Raw genomic sequence first — 17,136 nt, 5'->3', positions numbered from 1 at the left:
CTCGGCGCCTAAGAATCAGCCCGCGTTAACCTTTGTAGATCTTGGGGTTAAACACATCCCGCAACCAGTCACCCAGCAGGTTGATGACCAGCACCAGCACCACCAGACAGATGCCCGGGAAGGCGGTGATCCACCAGGAGCCGGAGAAGATGTAGTTGAAGCCGACGCTGATAAGCGAACCGAGCGAGGGCTGATCAACCGGCATCCCCAGACCGAGGAAGGAGAGCGCCGCTTCGCTCATGATGGCGTTGGCCACCTGCACGGTGGAGATCACCAGAATGGGCGACAAACAGTTGGGCAGAATGTGGCGGAACATGATGCGCGGTGCGCGGAACCCCATCACCTTGGCCGCTTCCACATACTCCTTCTTCTTCTCCGCCAGCACAGAGGCGCGCACGGTACGGGCATACTGCGGCCACTCTGCAATACCGATGATCACCACCAGCATCATGATGGCAAACTTCGAGTAAAACTCAGAGCCAAATGTTGCCTGAAAGATAGCGGAGATGATGATCGCCACCATCATGGTGGAGAACGACAGCTGCACATCGGCAAAGCGCATCAGCAGGTTGTCGATACGACCACCGAAGTAACCGGCAATCAGACCGATGACGATACCGAGCACCAGCTGCAGCGCCACCGCAAACAGGCCGATGGTGAGGGAGATACGGGCGCCATAGAGAATGGTGCTCCAGATATCCCGCCCCTGGTTGTCGGTGCCGAGCCAGAAGCGCTCCTCGCCGCCTTCGAGCCAGGAGGGGGGCAACTCGGCATCCATCAGATCAAAACTGGTCTGGTCATAGACGTTGTGCGGGGCGAGCCAGGGCGCCAGCAGCGCCGCCAGCACGAACACCACAAACACCGCAAAGCTGAACATGGCTACCTTGTCCCGCAGGAAGTAGTAGACGATGTCAGAGTTCTTGAATCGTGCCCAACGGCTTGGGCTTGCAGTTACAGCGTTACTCATGCTTACCCCTTGGCAGTCAGGTTAACGGTCGGGTTAATCAACCCGTAGAGCAGGTCGACCAGGGTATTGGTCACCACGAAGATCAGTCCCACGAAGATGACGTAGGCGGTGATGAGGGGCGTATCGACCCGGTGGATCGCCTCAAGGAACAGGAAGCCGGTGCCCGGCCACTGGAACACGCTCTCGGTCAGGATGGTGTAAGCCACCATGGTGCCGATCTGCACCCCGCCGACGGTAATGACCGGCAGCATGGTGTTTTTGAGAGCGTGCTGATAGTAGACCTTGTTGTTGTCCAGCCCCTTGGCGCGGGCGAATTTGACGTACTCGGAGGAGAGCTGCTCCAGCATCTCGGAGCGCACCAGCCGGATAAACAGCGGCAACATGATGGAAGAGAGGGACACCGCGGGCAGGATCAGGTGCAGGATGCCATCCCAGGTAAAGAAGCCCGACTCCCAGCCCAGCAGGTTATGGGTCTCGCCGCGGCCATAGGCCGGCAGCCAGCCCAGCTGGATGGAGAAGAGGTACATCAGCATGATGGCGGTCAAAAATACCGGGATCGAGATGCCGATACTGCTCCCCGCCATGATGATCTTGGTGGGAATGCTGCGCGGGCGGATCGCCGAATAGACACCGAGCGGGATGGAGACCACCACGATGATGAGCGCGGCAGCAAACACCAGCTCAAGGGTAGCCACCAGCTTGTCGAGGATCACCTCGAGAGCAGGTCGCTTGAAGAAATAGGAGGTGCCCAAATCCCCATGCACCGCATTTTTCAAAAAGCGGCTGTATTTGATGAGGAAGGGATCGTTAAGGCCCATCTTCTCGCGCAACTCGTGACGCTGGGCTTCGGAGACGGATTGTCCCACCAGCTCGCGCAACGGGTCACCCAGGTTGTCCTGGATGGAGAAGGCGACCAGGCTGATGACGAACATCACTATCACGGCCTGATAGAACCGTTTCAGCAGGAATGTAAACATGCTTGTCCTTCTACGTGGCCTGTGTCGTGGCACAGGCTTCTGTTAGTGGGCGGAGTGGCCAGCTGACCACCCCGCCCCGTCCTTCCTTAGCGCTTCTCTTACTTGCTGACCACCAGGTCACCCAGGTAAGGGAAGTTCATCACGTTGACCACCGGCTTGATGTCGACGTTTTTCTTGGCGCCATAGGCCAGATCTTCCCAGTGCAACGGCACGTAGGCAGCATCTTCGATCAGCATGGCTTCGACCTTCTTCAGCATCTCGGCACGCTTGGCCGGATCGGTCTCGGCGTTGGCATCCATCACCAGCTTGTCAGCTTCGGCATTGGCATAACCGGCGCAGTTGTACTGACCCATACCGGTCTTGGCGTCCTTGGTGAAGGTCAGGAACTCGAAGAAGTTCGCGGTATCTTCAGTGTCGGAGTGCCAGCCGATCAGCTGCATGTCTGCGGCACACTTGTCAAACTCGGGCCAGTACTGGGCCACCGGCATGGTCTTCAGATCCACCTTGATGTTGATCTTGGCCAGCATGGCGGAGACAGCCTGGGCAATCTTGACGTCGTTGACGTAGCGGGCAGCCGGGGAGATGAAGGTCATCTTGAAGCCTTTTTCGTAACCGGCTTCCTTCATCAGCTCCTTGGCCTTGGCCAGATCATACTGGGGTACCAGCGCCTCGTTGTGACCGGCATAGCCTTTCGGGCTCAGCTGACCAGCAGGGGTACCGAAGCCCTTGTTGATCTTCTCGACGATACCCACCTGGTTGATGGCGTAGTTGATGGCCTGACGCACGCGCTTGTCTTTCAGCGCCGGATTAGTGTTCTGGTTCAGCTCGATGATGATGGCGCGGGTACCGGACAGGGTGACCAGCTGGGAGTCCTTGCCATTCTTCACGCGCTCCAGATCGTTCGGCGCAACCGGATAGATCATGTCCACGTCGCCACCCAGGAGGGCTGCAACACGGGTCGCATCTTCCTTGATCGGCACCACGGTCAGGTTCTCGACGTTACCCTTGGAGGCCTTGTCCCAGTAGTTGGCGTTGCGGGCATAATCCAGCTTCACACCCTGCTCGCGGAACTTGACGGTGAACGGGCCAGTACCGGAGACGTGGGTAGAGGCGTAGGAGTCGCCGTTTTTGACGATCTCGGCCTTGTCTTTACCCGCTTCGGTCTTGCCGGTATAGAACTTGGAGTCCATCGGGAAGATGTAGGTGACGGTCTGCAGCACCAGCGGGAACGGCTTGGCGGTGACGAGATCCACGGTGTAGTCATCAACTTTCTTCACTTCGCTGATGGGATCGAAGATCGCCTTGAAGTCGACGGAGGATTTCAGGCGGTTGACGGTCCACACCACGTCGTCAGCGGTGAAGTCGTTACCGGAGTGGAACTTGACCCCTTTGCGCAGGTGGAAGCGGACAGTCTTGTCATCGACACGCTCGAACTTCTCGGCCAGACGGGGCTCGAATTTCAGATCCTGGGTGTAACGCATCAGGGGATCGAATACCAGGTGCGACATCTCCAGGGTCTGACCGGAGAGCTGCTCCTGTGGATCCAGCGAAGTGGCGTCAGAAGCGACACCCACCTTGATATCAGCGGCTGAGACACTGAAGGCGAAACCGGCGGCAAACAGCGCCAGGGCAATCTTGGACAATCCTTTCTTCATCTTGTTCTCCATGCTTTTGGCTTTCTTATGACACTTTTTTTGACAAGCAGACCGGCGCACCGGCGCTCTCCTAGCTTGCGATTTCCAGCCCCTCGCGGGACATTCCCTTGAACTCCGGCATGAGGGAGATCAGCTTGCGGCTGTACTCATGCTCGGCATTGGTAAAGAGTTTCTCGGTCTCGGCCACCTCCACCAGATGACCGTGCTGCATCACCCCGATGCGGTCGCACATCTGGCGGATCACCGGCAGATCGTGGCTGATAAACAGCATGGTGAGCTTGAGCTCCTGCTGCAGATCCTTGAGCAGGTTGAGGATCTGGGCCTGCACCGACACATCCAGCGCCGAGGTCGGCTCGTCGCAGATGAGGAAGCGCGGGCGAGTGGCCAGGGCGCGGGCAATGGAGATACGCTGGCGCTGGCCGCCGGAGAACTCGTGGGGGTACTTGAGGCCAGCACCACGACCGAGACCCACGTGATCCAGCAGATCGCCGACGATCCCCTCGATCTGGCTCTCGCTGCTCGCCAGCTGATGGAAGCGGATCGGCTCGGCAATGATGTCGCGCACCTTCATCCGCGGGTTCATCGAGGAATAGGGGTTCTGAAACACCATCTGCATCTGGCGACGCAGCGGGCGACGCTCGCGCTCGCTCTTGAGAGCGGTCAGATCGATCCCCTCGAAGAAAATCTTGCCGGTATCAGGCGGATAGAGACCGGTGATAGCGCGGGCAATGGTCGATTTGCCGGAGCCCGACTCCCCTACCAGACCGAAGGTTTCACCCTCGAAGATCTCGAAGCTGATGTTGTTGCAGGCGCGCACATACTGGCGGCGGCTCGGAAAGATGGAGTCCTTGGTGACGAACTTCAGATCGACGTCCTCCACCCGCAGCAGCGCCCCTTCATAGGCACGCTCGTCCTGACTCTGGCCGAGCCAGTGGGTCTTGAGGTCGATATTGGTATCCGGCGCACTGGCATCCTCGATATAGGAGACCAGCGGGAAGCGCACCAGCTTCACGTCAGAGCGGGGGACCGCCGAGATGAGGCTGCGGGTGTAGGGGTGATTGGGGCTGCCCAGCACCTGTTCGGTCAGGCCGAACTCCACCAGATCGCCGCGATACATCACCGCCACCTTGTCGGTCACGTTGGAGACCACCCCCATATCGTGGGTCACCAGCATGCAACCCACCTGACGCTCTTTGCAGAGGGCGCGGATAAGCTGGAGGATCTGATCCTGAATGGAGACGTCGAGCGCCGTGGTCGGCTCGTCGGCGATGATCAGCTCCGGATCGCAGGAGAGCGCAATGGCGATAACCACCCGCTGACGCATGCCACCGGAAAACTGGTGTGGGTACTGCTTGATGCGCAGCTCCGGCTGCGGGATACCCACCGCCCCCATCAGCTCCAATGCCTTGGCAAAAGCGGCTTCGCGAGAGAGGTCGGTATTGGCCAGAATGGTCTCCACCAGCTGATGCTCAACGGTGAACAGCGGGTTGAGGGAGGTCATGGGGTCCTGGAAGATGAACCCGATACGGGAGCCACGGATGGCCCGCATCTCATTCTGGCTCTTGCCGGAGATGAGCTCGCCATTGAGATAGATATCGCCACGGGCGATGCGACCCGGCGGGCTCAGGAGATCGATAACGGCATTGCCGATGGTGGACTTGCCGGCGCCGGATTCACCGACCACCCCGACAATCTCACCCTTTTCGATAGAGAAAGAGAGATCCTTCACCGCGGCCAGCACCCCGTAGCGGGAGGGGTACTCGATCCGCAAGTTCTTTACTTCGAGCAAGGACATGTTTACCTCTGCGGGGGACATCCGTCCCAAATAATTCGTCCGTAAATCAGCCGCAGATGCCGGTTGTTACCTTGGGCAATATTTGCTCAATCCATGAGGCAGCGAAACCAGCGATCCGGGCGGGTTTTTTGCATTTTTTTGGAATAACCCGCGAGTAACTTAGACGGTTTGACCACGGGTGTAAATGATTGAGTTATACAATTCCGCAATGTTTTGTGCAGATAACCACCAATTCGGCAGAGATAAATGATGATTTTCATCACAAAAATGGCCGGTGCGTCCGTACATCTATTGGTATCATTACTTTAATTTCAACAACAACGCAACAAGCAGCATTTATCACTATTTCCAAAACAATCACGAGCCCCGAATGAGTAGTGAATATTTATGTGAAATGGATGATAAACGGCAGCATATGCCGATGAATGAAAATTAAGCAGATATAAATCGGGGGATGCCAGAGCGGTCATCCCCCGGAAGATGGCTCTCAACCGAGCCAGAATGCCAGTAATTGCATACAAAACAGGGCGAACAGGCCGGCGATCAGATCGTCCAGCATGATGCCCAGGCCACCGTGGATCCGGCGATCAAACCAGGAGATGGGCCAGGGCTTGAGCACATCAAACAACCGGAACAGCGCGAAGCCCGCCACCACCCACTCCCAACCGGCTGGCGCGGCGATCATGGTGACGCCAAAGCCGATCACCTCGTCCCAGACGATGGCGCCGTGATCCGGCATGCCGATGGCATCGGTGGCGCTCTGGCAGATACGGATCCCCACAACAAAACCCACCGCCAGCAAGGCGATAAACCAATAGGTCGGCAGCCCGCTCACCAGCAGGTAGAGCGGAATGGCCGCCAGGGTGCCCATGGTGCCCGGCGCCTTGGGGGAGAGACCGGAACCAAACCCCACCGCCAAAAAATGAAGCGGATTTTTCAGATCCAGTCGTGTCAGCTCGGGCTTTATCCTGAACAAACTCATGCGAAGTGATCCCACCCTTTCAGTTGCAGCTCGACCGCTTGGTCGCCACGCAGGTAGTCGATGCCCGGCTCGCCCGCCACGATGCGGCCGATGCGGCTGAACTTGACCCCGCTGTGGGCCAGCGCCGTATCGAGCGCGCCGCGGTGCTCCTCCGGTACGGTGAAGCAGAGCTCGTAGTCATCGCCACCGGCCAGCGCCAGTTGCCACGCCTCCTGCTCGCTCACCGCATCCTGCAGCACCGGCGAGAACGGTAGCAGATCGAGATCGATCTGGGCCCGCACGCCGGAGGCCTTGAGGATATGGCCGAGATCCGATGCCAGACCATCGGAGAGATCCAGCGCACTGCCCGCCAGCCCGCGCAGCGCCTGACCGGCCAGAATGCGGGGATGGGGGTGGTCGAGCCGTGGCAGCACGGCCGCCAGCTGGTTCTCGTTGAGAGTGCGTTTGCCCAGCAGGTGGGAGAGCGCCAGCGCGGCATCTCCCAGAGTGCCGGTCACATAGATGCCGTCACCGGCTTTGGCACCGCTGCGCATCAGGGCGCGACCGACAGGCACCGATCCCTTCACCGAGATGGTGATGGAGAGCGGCCCGCGGGTCATGTCTCCGCCCACCAGCGCCACATTGTAGTACTCGGCCAGCTCCAGAAACCCTTCGGCAAAACCGGCGACCCAACCTTCGTTAATGGCAGGCAGGGTCAGCGCCAGCGATACCCAGCGCGGCTCGGCCCCCATGGCGGCGAGATCGGAGAGATTGACCGCCAGCGCCTTGTAGCCGAGATCCACCGGATCCATGTCGGGAAAGAAGTGTACGCCGCTCACCAGAGTGTCGGTGCTCACCGCCAGCTGGGTATCGGGGGGCAGGGTCAGCAGGGCACAGTCATCTCCAGGGCCCATCACCACGTCCTTGCGGGCGTGGGGGACCTTGAAGTACTTATCAATCAGCTCAAATTCACCCATACAGTAAAAAGCCAGCAATAAGCTGGCTCCTCTCTTAGATGCTGACGGACAGCAGGATCAACGCTTGTTCAGCGACTTGATCACCTTGTCCAGTACACCGTTGACAAACTTGTGGCTGTCATCGGCAGCAAAAGCTTTGGCCAGCTCGATCGCTTCGTTGATGACCACGCGCGGCGGTACATCATCACGACGGGTCAGCTCATAGGTCGCCAGACGCAGGATCGCCTTGTCCACCATGTCCACTTCTTCCAGCGGACGGGAGAGGAAAGGTGCAAACACCTTGTCCAGCTCGCTGCAGTGGAGGGCTACCCCGAACAGCAGATCGCGGAAATAGTTCAGGTCTACACCCTTGGTGTCCTGATCGATCTTGAACTGCTCTTCGATGTCACCCACGTTAGCCTTGGTCATCTGCCACTGGTAGATGGCCTGGGTGGCGCAATGGCGGGCTTTACGGCGCTCAGACGGTTTCAATGTACTTCTCCTCGTTACACGTCCAGTTCTTTCAGGACGTTGATCATTTCGAGCGCTGCCAGTGCAGCCTCTGCACCCTTGTTACCCGCCTTGGTACCTGCACGCTCGATGGCTTGTTCAATGTTTTCAGTGGTCAACACACCGAAGGCAACGGGAATTTCATATTCCATCATTACCTGGGCCATGCCCTTGCTGTTCTCGTTTGCCACCAGGTCGAAGTGATAGGTGCCGCCACGGATGACAGTACCGACCGCCACGATGGCGTCGTATTGACCACTCTTGGCCAGCTTCTTGATGACCAATGGCATTTCAACCGCGCCCGGCACTTTTACCAGTGTCAGGTTGCTGTCCTGCACTTGACCTTGACGCGTCAGTACGTCCACCGCACCGTTCACCAGACTGTCGTTGATGAAGCTGTTGAAACGGGCAACAACAATAGCAACGCGCGCCTCAGGAGCGGCGATATTTCCTTCGATAACCTTCATTGGAAATCCTGTATCTGTGCAATCAAAAGGGCCGGAGTCAAAAGTGCGCACATTCTAGCACAACAGACCCACGACAAAAACCATGGCCGCAATAGACAGCCATGATCACGATTTAACCAGTCCGGCGCGCTTACTCGCCGGTAAATTCCACGACTTCCAAGCCGAAACCACCCGAAGGGGATGGTACTTCTCTGGTGGAACTTTACTCGCCGACGTACTCAACCACTTCCAGACCGAAGCCACCGAGGGCATGGTACTTCTTCGGCGAGCTCAGCAGACGCATCTTGCTTACACCAAGGGCCTTGAGGATCTGGGAGCCCACGCCAACCCGGCGCGAGGTGCCCTGCCACTTGGCTCCTTCCGGCGCTAGCCCCTTGTCGGCGGCTTCAAAACCCTTGACCCGGGCCAGCAGCTCGGCGCCATGGGATTCCGCCCCCAAAATCACCAGCACGCCGCCCTCGTCAGCGATGCGGGCCATGGATTTGGGCAGCGGCCAGCTGCGGGCAGCATGGCGGTCGGTCAACAGCAGATCGCTTAGCACATCGTGCAGATGGACGCGCACCAGGGTCGGCTGGTCGGCCTGCACCTCACCCTTTTTCAGGGCGAAGTGAACCTGATTGTCGATGGTGTCGCGGAAGGTGATGAGGTCGAACTCGCCAAACTCGGTGGGCAACTTGCACTCGGCCACCTTCTCGACCGTGGTCTCGTGCTGGTTGCGGTACTCGATAAGGTCGGCGATGGTGCCAAGCTTGATGCCGTGCTCCTCGGCGAACACCTCCAGATCCGGACGGCGCGCCATGGTGCCATCTTCGTTGAGGATCTCGACGATGACGGCGGCAGGCTCGAAACCGGCCAGACGGGCCAGATCGCAACCGGCTTCGGTGTGGCCGGCACGGGTCAGCACGCCGCCATCCTGCGCCATCAGCGGGAAGATGTGGCCCGGCTGCACCAAATCGGCTGCCTTGGCATTGGGCGCCACAGCGGCCTGCACGGTCACCGCACGATCGGCGGCGGAGATACCTGTGGTCACCCCTTCTGCCGCCTCGATGGAGACGGTAAAGGCGGTGGAGAACTGGGCATTGTTGCGATCCACCATCAGCGGCAGCGCCAATTGCTTGCAGCGATCCCGGGTCAGGGTCAGGCAGATGAGGCCACGGCCGTAGCGGGCCATGAAGTTGATATCCTCCGGACGGACGCAGGAGGCGGCCATGATGAGGTCCCCTTCGTTCTCCCTGTCTTCGTCATCCATCAGGATCACCATCTTGCCAGCCTTGATATCGGCAATGATTTCCTGGGTTGTGCTCAGCGCCATGGGCTACTCCATCAGTGTGCTTGGGGGTTGAGCCAGCAGGCTCAACGCAAATGCGAGTGTATGTTGCTCTAGATTGGGGCTAGCGGCTCCATTTCAATCAGAGCGGGATCACAGAAAATCGTTTTGGTGGCCAGATTCAGCGCACACTGTCAGAGAAAACCGGCCTTGGCCAGCGTCTCCATGGTCAGGGTCGAGGCGCTGCTCTCCTGGGACTTGCCCATCATCAGTCGCTCCAGATAACGGGCGATCTGATCCACCTCGAGGTTGACCTTGTGACCCGGCTTCCAGCTGGCAATAGTGGTCTCCTGCGCGGTGTGGGGCACGATCGTCAGGCGGAACAGATCGCCCTGCACCGCGTTGACGGTGAGGCTGATGCCATCCACCGCAATGGAGCCCTTCTCGGCGATATAGCGGGAGAGCTCGCCCGGCGCCTTGATCCAGTACTCGATGGCGCGGCCGCTGCTGGAGACGCTTTTCACCTCCCCTACCCCATCCACATGGCCGGAGACCAGATGGCCGCCGAGGCGGGAGGTGGGCATCAGCGCCTTCTCGAGGTTGACCCGATCGCCCACTCTGGCGGCGGCAAAACCGGTACGGGAGAGGGTTTCCAGCGACACGTCGGCGGTATAACTCTTGTCGCCCAGCGCCACCACGGTGAGGCAGACGCCGTTGGTGGCGATGGAGTCGCCCAGTTTGACGTCGCTAAAATCCAGACCTGGTGTGTGGACGGTGAGGGCCATGTCATCGCCCTGACGGCGCAGCTCGGCCAGGGTTCCCACCGCTTCGATAATTCCGGTAAACATGCAGATCACCTTGCTGATGACGGGGACTGATTATGCCCCCTTGAACATTGATAAATCAGGCTATTTTGGCGGTAATGCGAATATCCGGCCCCACCATGCGCACATCCTTGATGGCGAGCTTGGGCGCCTGGAACAGCCGGGTCAGACCCGGCAGATGGAACAGGCCGCGCCCTTCGTCACCCATCAGTTTGGGCGCCTGATAGAGCACCAGCTCATCCACCAGCCCTTTTTCCAGCAGAGCGCCGCAGAGCCGCGGGCCCGCCTCGACCAGCACCGAGTTGACGTTCTGTTTGGCCAGCAACATGAAGAGGCTGACCAGATCCAGCTTGCCATCCAGCAGCGGCAGCTCCAGCTGCTGCACCCACTCGGGCCACTCGCCGGACGCCTTGTGACGGGCCAGCAGCACCGGGCTCTCGCTCTGGAATAGCGGCAGATCCGGGGTGAGCCGGTTTTGCGAATCGACAATGACCCGCAGCGGCTGGCGCAGGGTCTCTTTGGGATAACTCGCCTTGACCGAGGATGGCAGCTCGTCCCAGCGCACGGTCAGGGAAGCGCCATCGGCCAGCACGGTTTCGGCGCTGGAGAGCACCGCATCGTGGCGGGCCCGCAGCCGCTGCACGTCACGGCGCGCATCCGGGGAGGTGATCCACTGGCTCTCGCCGCTCGCCATGGCGGTGCGGCCATCGAGGCTGGCCCCCAGCTTGACGGTCACCCGCGGGAAGGCGGTACGCATCCGCTTGAAAAAGCCCGGGTTGAGCGCTTCGGCTTCACTCGCCAACAGGCCGAAATCGGTCTTGATCCCCGCTTCGGAGAGCATGCGCAGGCCACGCCCACCCACCTGGGGATTGGGATCGACCATGGCCGCCACCACCCGCGCTACGCCAGCATTGATCAGCGCCTCGGCGCAGGGGGGAGTACGACCGTGATGGGAGCAGGGTTCGAGGGTTACATAGGCGGTAGCGCCACGGGCGTTGTCACCGGCGGCGCGCAGGGCATAGACCTCGGCATGGGGTTCGCCCGCCTTCTGATGCCACCCTTCGCCAACCACCACGCCATTTTTGACCAGCACGGCGCCGACGCAGGGGTTGGGGGCCGTGGTGTAGCGGCCGCGGCGGGCCAGTTCGAGGGCCCGACTCATCCATTGGTAATCATCTTGACTAAACATTCGGGCTCCTTTGACAACACATCTCGACTTTACGCAGTATCGTAGGTTCGATTAGCGCAGCGTAATCGGACGCGGCAACATGGGTGAGAATGGCGGTTTACTTCTCCAGCTTGGCAATCTCTTCGCCGAACTCGCGAATATCTTCGTGTCCTGAGGTAGAGAGGGGCGAAGCGGATATCCACTTGCCCATCCGATACCATCATTTCTCCAATTTGGCGATCTCTTCGCCGAACTCGCGAATATCTTCGAAGCTGCGATAGACGGAGGCAAAGCGGATATAGGCCACCTTGTCCAGACTCTTGAGCTCATCCATCACCAGATTGCCCACCAGCTCGGAGGCGACCTCACGCTCGCCTGTGGCACGCAGGCGGGATTTGATATGGTTGACCGCTTTTTCGATGGCCTCCATGCTCACCGGCCGCTTCTCCAGCGCCCGCAGGATGCCGGCACGCAGCTTGTCTTCATTGAACGGCTCGCGGGAGCCGTTGGACTTGATGACGCGGGGCATCACCAGCTCGGCCATCTCGAAGGTGGTAAAACGCTCGTGACAGAGCAGACACTCACGACGGCGGCGCACCTGATGGCCTTCTGCCACCAGACGGGAATCGATCACCTTGGTATCAACCGCACTACAGAATGGGCAATGCATCGGACCTCCGGCGTTAATGGAACAGGGACCGGCCCGGCGGGCCAGGATCTAGGTCGGCCAGTGTAGCACGGCCATCCAAAACCGGTAAAAGCCAGAAAAAACAATGCCACCCGCAGGTGGCATTGGTCTCAAACCGGATGGTCTGACTTATCAGCCATAAACCGGGAAGCGGCGGCAGATATCCAGCACCTTCTCGCGCACGGTGGCCAGCACGGCATCGTTGTCGTGGTTGTCCAGTACGTCGCAGATCCAGTGGGTCAGCTCGATGGACTCGGCTTCCTTGAAACCGCGGCGGGTGATGGCCGGGGTACCGATCCGCACACCGGAGGTGACGAACGGGGAGCGCGGGTCGTTGGGCACGGAGTTCTTGTTGACGGTGATGTTGGCTTTGCCCAGCGCAGCGTCAGCATCCTTACCGGTCAGCTCGCGACCGATCAGATCAACCAGCATCAGGTGGTTATCGGTACCGCCAGAGACGATCTTGTAACCGCGCTCGATAAAGGTGGCGGCCATCGCCTTGGCGTTATTGACGACCTGAGCCTGATAGGTCTTGAACTCCGGCTCCAGCGCCTCTTTGAAGGCAACGGCTTTACCGGCGATGACGTGCATCAGCGGGCCACCCTGACCACCCGGGAAGACGGCAGAGTTGAGCTTCTTGTAGAGCTCCTCGTCGTCAGCGGCGGAGAGGATCAGACCACCGCGCGGACCGGCCAGGGTCTTGTGAGTGGTAGAGGTGACCACGTGAGCGTGGGGAACCGGGTTCGGGTAGACGCCAGCGGCAATCAGACCCGCCACGTGGGCCATGTCGACGAACAGGTAGGCACCGACCTTGTCGGCGATTTCGCGCATGCGGGCCCAGTCAACGATGCCGGAGTAGGCGGAGAAGCCACCGATCATCATCTTCGGCTTGTGCTCGACAGCCTGACGTTCCATGTCGTCGTAATCGATCTTGCCGGACTCATCGATACCGTAAGGCACGATGTTGTAAAGCTTGCCGGAGAAGTTGACCGGAGAGCCGTGGGTCAGGTGACCGCCGTGGGCCAGGTTCATGCCCAGTACGGTGTCGCCCGGCTGCAGCAGAGCCATGTAAACGGCGCTGTTGGCCTGGGAGCCGGAGTGCGGCTGCACGTTGGCGTAAGTGGCACCGAACAGCTCTTTGGCGCGCTCGATAGCCAGGGTTTCGACCACATCCACATACTCGCAACCACCGTAGTAACGCTTGGAGGGGTAACCTTCGGCGTACTTGTTGGTCAGCTGGGAGCCCTGGGCTTCCATGACACGGGGGCTGGTGTAGTTCTCAGACGCAATCAGCTCGATATGCTCTTCCTGACGACGGGTTTCGTCTGTGATGGCCTGCCACAATTGCGGATCATAATTGGCGATGGTCATGTCACGTTTCAACATCCGTTTCTCTCCTGAAAATCGTTTGCGCGTTAGGTGAAGTGGGCGCGGGCATTGTAACGTGAGCTGGATCAAAGAGACAGTCCAACCACCTAAAAAAATGTTGAATTTATGTTGTAAAAAGCAAGATTCCCTCCCCGTTCAATACCCTGGCCGCTCCGCCAAACGACACATTTTTCATCCCGCTGCGGGCGGGCAAAACCCGAAGGGGATCACAACGCCCTCTTTATCCTTCCTGTAACATATTCATTCGAAACAAATTTAATGATGATGGAGCTGATTGCAGCCATGCATCCGAGGGGCTGCGCCTAACCGGAGGAGTTCAAGATGGACCATCTGCTGACATTCGTGATCCTGGCTGTCTTTTTTCTGTTCTACTGGGTCTACTACACCAGCCAACGCAAACATGTTTCCACCACCTCGTGGGAGCAGCTCCCCACCAAAGCCGACTATCTGGCGGCCCACCCTGAATCAGTCGATGGCGACATCATCTTCTGTTATCACTGCGGCCACCACGAGTTGCTGGAGGTGGGCATGGTGCACCTGACCGATTTTCGCCGGGAATGGGTCTGTGCCAAGTGCAAGCAGGTGCTGTTTCGCGAGATCGAATAACGGCGCAGGAACTGGCCCCCTCCCTAAACGTTGTGCATCGCCAGCAGGGATCAGAACGGCGCATCCCTGTTGGCTGTCAGCCACTGCTGCAACCCGCTCACCGCCGCGTCAAATTGCGCCCCGATTGTCGCAGGCTCCTCGCCTCCCGCCTCAAGAGCCGCACAGTGGCTGGCAAATTCGGTCAACCCCAGCGCCAGCGCACTCCCCTTTAGCTTGTGCGCCAGCTGACGTTGCTCACTTCCCTCATCCTGAGCCAACTCATCTACCAACACCCGCCCTTGCGACTCAAACAGCGCGACCAGCTGGCGGATCCGCGCCATGCCGAGCAGGGGCAGATCGGCGTCCAGCACCGGATTGGCCCACTCAGGCTGGTTAGTTGGGGGCACGGCTACTGATAACTGCACATGAGGCTCGATAGAGGCCCCTTCTTGCCGAAACAGCTGATCGATGGCGTTCGCCAGCACCGCCAGCCGCACCGGCTTGCCGACAAAATCGACAAAGCCGGCGGCAAGGCAGTGGCGGATATCCTCCGGATACATCTGGGCCGAGATGGCGATGGCGGGCAGCGGCCGCTCATGCATCTCCTCGCTGATGGCTGCCAGATCCTCGCGCAGGGTCATGCCGTCCATATCGGGCAGATTGATATCGAGCAGCGCCAGCTCGAAGGGACGCTCGGTCACCAGCGCCAGCGCACTGCGACCATCCTCGGCCTGGGTGACGCGATGGCCGAGGCGGGTCAGCATGCCGTGCGCCACCAGCCGGTTGATCTCGTTATCCTCCACCAGCAAGATGTCACGGGACTGGCCAAGGTGCAGCGGTTGCGCCTCGGCAGGCAGCTGGGCACTCGAGCGTTGCAAGGGCAGGCTGAAGCTGAATTCACACCCCTTGCCCGGTTCGCTGACAAGGTTCAGCTCGCCCCCCATGGCAGTCACCAGCTTGCGGCTGATCGCCAGTCCCAGCCCGGTGCCGCCCTGATGGCCTATATCACGCTTGCGCTGGCGAAACGCCTCGAACACCGCCTCCTGCTCATCGGCCGGAATGCCGGGGCCGGTATCGCGCACCACAAAGCGGATGCAGGGCTCAGCACAAGGGCCTTGGCAGACAAGGGGCGCCACCGTCAGGGTAATCTGGCCACGGGCGGTAAACTTGACCGCATTGCCGAGCAAGTTGCCGAGCACCTGGCGCAGCTTGCCCAGATCCCCCTCGACCACAGGCGCCAGCCCGGGCGCATATTCCAGCGCCAGGGTGACCCCCTTGGCCGCAGCCTTTGGCCGGAACAGCGCGCTCAGCTCATCCACCAACTGGAACAGGGGGAAGGGCTCGCGGCGCGCTTCCACATGGCCCGCCTCTATCTTGGAGTAGTCGAGAATGTCGTTGAGGATCTCCAGCAGGGATTCGCCGCTGTGCTCGATGGCGGCCAGATAGCGCTGCTGGGTATCGCTCAGGTGGGTATCTTCCAGCAGCGTCAGGCCACCCAGAATGCCGTTCATGGGGGTGCGGATCTCGTGGCTCATGGTGGCGAGAAACACCGACTTGGCCCGGTTGGCCTGTTCTGCCTCGGCGCGGGCCTGCCGCTGCTTCTCCACCTCCTCATTGAGCCGCTCGTTGGCGTGGCTGAGCTGGCCGGTGCGCTCCTCGACCCGCGACTCCAGCTCGCGCTGATAGCGGCCCAGCTCCACCGCATTGTCACGAAACACCTGCAGGGCCCGCCCCAGCTCCGCCAGCTCATCGCGCCCGGTACTGGCGATCGGCTCAAGGGGGGCCAGATCCCCGCGCGCCAACCGGCTCATCCCCGCCACCGCCCGTTGCAGCGGCCAGACGATCCTGCCGTAGACCATGCGCCACATCAGCAGCATCAGCAGTAGCAGGGTGAGCAGGCCAATGGCCATCAGCGCCTGCTCCAGCAGCCTGAGGCGCTGACTTAGCGCCTGCTGGCTCTGCCCCAGCGAATCGCGGGCACGGCTGACCAGCTCACCGACCTGCTGGTTGAGGCTGCTCATCAGGGCCTCATTGGCATTGGCCAGCACCCGCAGCGCCTCCCCCTTGCCGAGCCAGTCGCTGCGCAGTTGCACCAGCTTGTCGCTCTGCGCCAGCACAGTCAGCGCCTGCTCCACCGCCTGCCGGCGGGCAGGATCGGTCACAGCCCCGGCTCGCAATTGCAAGATAGCCAGCTCCCGCTGTCCCTCCTGCAACAGGGCCTGCAATTGCCCCTGCTGTTCGCAGCGCCACATCTCTTCGATGCGCTGCTGCTGCATCAGGGTGCGATGACGCAGCTCGGTCATCTGCTCCAGCCAGTCGAGATCTTGCTCCAGCAGGCGGTCCAGCGTCCGGGTCGCCTGCTCACCTTGTTGTTGGTAGAGGGAACCCAGCCCCGCCACCATCACGGTTTCGGCGTTCTCCATCTGACTACGCGCCAGCTCGGCGATCTGCCCAGCCGCCGCCACCAGACGGGCCCGCTGCGCCTCCCCCTGCGCCATCAGGGTCAATCTTTCTCCCACCAGCCAGCCCTGCTGGCCCAGATTGCCGATGATGCTCTGACTGAGCTGATCGAGGCTTGTTGAACCCTGCCCACGGCCAAGTTGCGCCAGTACCTGTTGTAGCTGTTGCCCCTGCAGAGTGAGCAAGCGCCCCTGATGCTCCCGCTCCTGCTCGCTGGTTGCGGTGGCCAGCAGCCGTGACGCGCTCTGGATCTCACCGCTGAGGCGAGAGAGTGTGCGGGCCAGCTCCTGATCGGCCAGGGTCTGCTGCACCCCTTGCTCCAGCTGGCGCAGATGGCTAAGCCCCACCCAGCCCAGCAGGGAGGCACTCAGGGTCAATAACGCCATCAGGGAGAAGGCCAGCAGCAACTTGCCACCCAGGCCGGAAAAGATTCTCACGGGAAGTCCCTTGGTTGTGGTCGGCTTTGA

At 60.3% G+C, this 17,136-nt stretch carries 15 protein-coding genes; 1 reads left to right on the top strand and 14 read right to left on the bottom strand.

Features of this window, described 5'->3' with window-relative positions:
• Nucleotides 1-25: 25 nt before the first annotated feature.
• The 13 genes from I6L47_RS18800 to glyA all read right to left on the bottom strand — a co-directional run bounded on the left by I6L47_RS18800 (nt 26) and on the right by glyA (nt 13,621).
• Nucleotides 26-967, bottom strand: coding sequence for an ABC transporter permease (locus tag I6L47_RS18800; protein ID WP_040068611.1), 942 nt, complete (start codon nt 965-967; stop codon nt 26-28).
• 2 nt (nt 968-969) lie between these two features.
• The gene (locus I6L47_RS18795) at nt 970-1,944 is read right to left on the bottom strand and encodes an ABC transporter permease (RefSeq protein WP_113739053.1); all 975 of its coding nucleotides are present in this window, start codon (nt 1,942-1,944) and stop codon (nt 970-972) included.
• A 98-nt stretch (nt 1,945-2,042) separates the two neighbouring features.
• Nucleotides 2,043-3,599, bottom strand: coding sequence for an ABC transporter substrate-binding protein (locus tag I6L47_RS18790; protein WP_216948092.1), 1,557 nt, complete (start codon nt 3,597-3,599; stop codon nt 2,043-2,045).
• Between the two features lie 70 nt (nt 3,600-3,669).
• Nucleotides 3,670-5,394, bottom strand: a complete 1,725-nt coding sequence (locus I6L47_RS18785) for an ABC transporter ATP-binding protein (protein ID WP_216948091.1) — start codon at nt 5,392-5,394, stop codon at nt 3,670-3,672.
• 487 nt (nt 5,395-5,881) lie between these two features.
• Nucleotides 5,882-6,376 (bottom strand): phosphatidylglycerophosphatase A, encoded by a 495-nt coding sequence (locus tag I6L47_RS18780; RefSeq protein ID WP_021230380.1) that lies wholly within the window; start codon nt 6,374-6,376, stop codon nt 5,882-5,884.
• Nucleotides 6,373-7,332, bottom strand: coding sequence for a thiamine-phosphate kinase (thiL, locus tag I6L47_RS18775; RefSeq protein WP_216948090.1), 960 nt, complete (start codon nt 7,330-7,332; stop codon nt 6,373-6,375). The genes I6L47_RS18780 and thiL overlap by 4 nt, the downstream gene beginning before the upstream one ends.
• Before the next feature lie 57 nt (nt 7,333-7,389).
• Nucleotides 7,390-7,803 carry a transcription antitermination factor NusB gene (gene nusB / locus I6L47_RS18770; RefSeq protein WP_005343514.1) on the bottom strand — a complete coding sequence of 138 codons (414 nt, stop codon included), beginning with the start codon at nt 7,801-7,803 and terminating at the stop codon, nt 7,390-7,392.
• Between the two features lie 14 nt (nt 7,804-7,817).
• Entirely contained in the window at nt 7,818-8,288 is a 471-nt protein-coding gene (ribE, locus tag I6L47_RS18765; RefSeq protein ID WP_216948089.1) for a 6,7-dimethyl-8-ribityllumazine synthase, read from the bottom strand.
• Between the two features lie 202 nt (nt 8,289-8,490).
• Nucleotides 8,491-9,600: a bifunctional 3,4-dihydroxy-2-butanone-4-phosphate synthase/GTP cyclohydrolase II gene (gene ribBA, locus I6L47_RS18760; protein ID WP_005358461.1), complete on the bottom strand. Its 1,110-nt coding sequence runs from the start codon at nt 9,598-9,600 to the stop codon at nt 8,491-8,493.
• Nucleotides 9,601-9,749: 149 nt separating this feature from the next.
• On the bottom strand, nt 9,750-10,403 hold the full coding sequence (locus I6L47_RS18755; protein ID WP_216948088.1) for a riboflavin synthase: 654 nt from the start codon (nt 10,401-10,403) through the stop codon (nt 9,750-9,752).
• A gap of 55 nt (nt 10,404-10,458) precedes the next feature.
• On the bottom strand, nt 10,459-11,568 hold the full coding sequence (gene ribD, locus I6L47_RS18750) for a bifunctional diaminohydroxyphosphoribosylaminopyrimidine deaminase/5-amino-6-(5-phosphoribosylamino)uracil reductase RibD (protein WP_216948087.1): 1,110 nt from the start codon (nt 11,566-11,568) through the stop codon (nt 10,459-10,461).
• Between the two features lie 199 nt (nt 11,569-11,767).
• Nucleotides 11,768-12,217, bottom strand: a complete 450-nt coding sequence (nrdR, locus tag I6L47_RS18745; protein WP_005338880.1) for a transcriptional regulator NrdR — start codon at nt 12,215-12,217, stop codon at nt 11,768-11,770.
• 150 nt (nt 12,218-12,367) lie between these two features.
• Nucleotides 12,368-13,621, bottom strand: a complete 1,254-nt coding sequence (glyA, locus tag I6L47_RS18740; protein WP_216948086.1) for a serine hydroxymethyltransferase — start codon at nt 13,619-13,621, stop codon at nt 12,368-12,370.
• A gap of 324 nt (nt 13,622-13,945) precedes the next feature.
• On the opposite strand from glyA, the gene I6L47_RS18735 reads away from it, so the two are divergent.
• Nucleotides 13,946-14,230: a hypothetical protein gene (locus I6L47_RS18735; RefSeq protein ID WP_139409659.1), complete on the top strand. Its 285-nt coding sequence runs from the start codon at nt 13,946-13,948 to the stop codon at nt 14,228-14,230.
• Between the two features lie 50 nt (nt 14,231-14,280).
• Here I6L47_RS18735 and torS read toward each other — a convergent pair whose 3' ends face one another.
• Nucleotides 14,281-17,106: a TMAO reductase system sensor histidine kinase/response regulator TorS gene (torS, locus tag I6L47_RS18730; RefSeq protein ID WP_216948085.1), complete on the bottom strand. Its 2,826-nt coding sequence runs from the start codon at nt 17,104-17,106 to the stop codon at nt 14,281-14,283.
• Nucleotides 17,107-17,136: the final 30 nt, after the last annotated feature.

It is taken from the genome of Aeromonas sp. FDAARGOS 1417, from assembly GCF_019046985.1.
Taxonomy (GTDB): Bacteria; Pseudomonadota; Gammaproteobacteria; order Enterobacterales; family Aeromonadaceae; genus Aeromonas; species Aeromonas veronii.
Note: the sequence above shows the minus strand (reverse complement) of the source record. Positions and strands in the feature narration are given on the sequence as shown.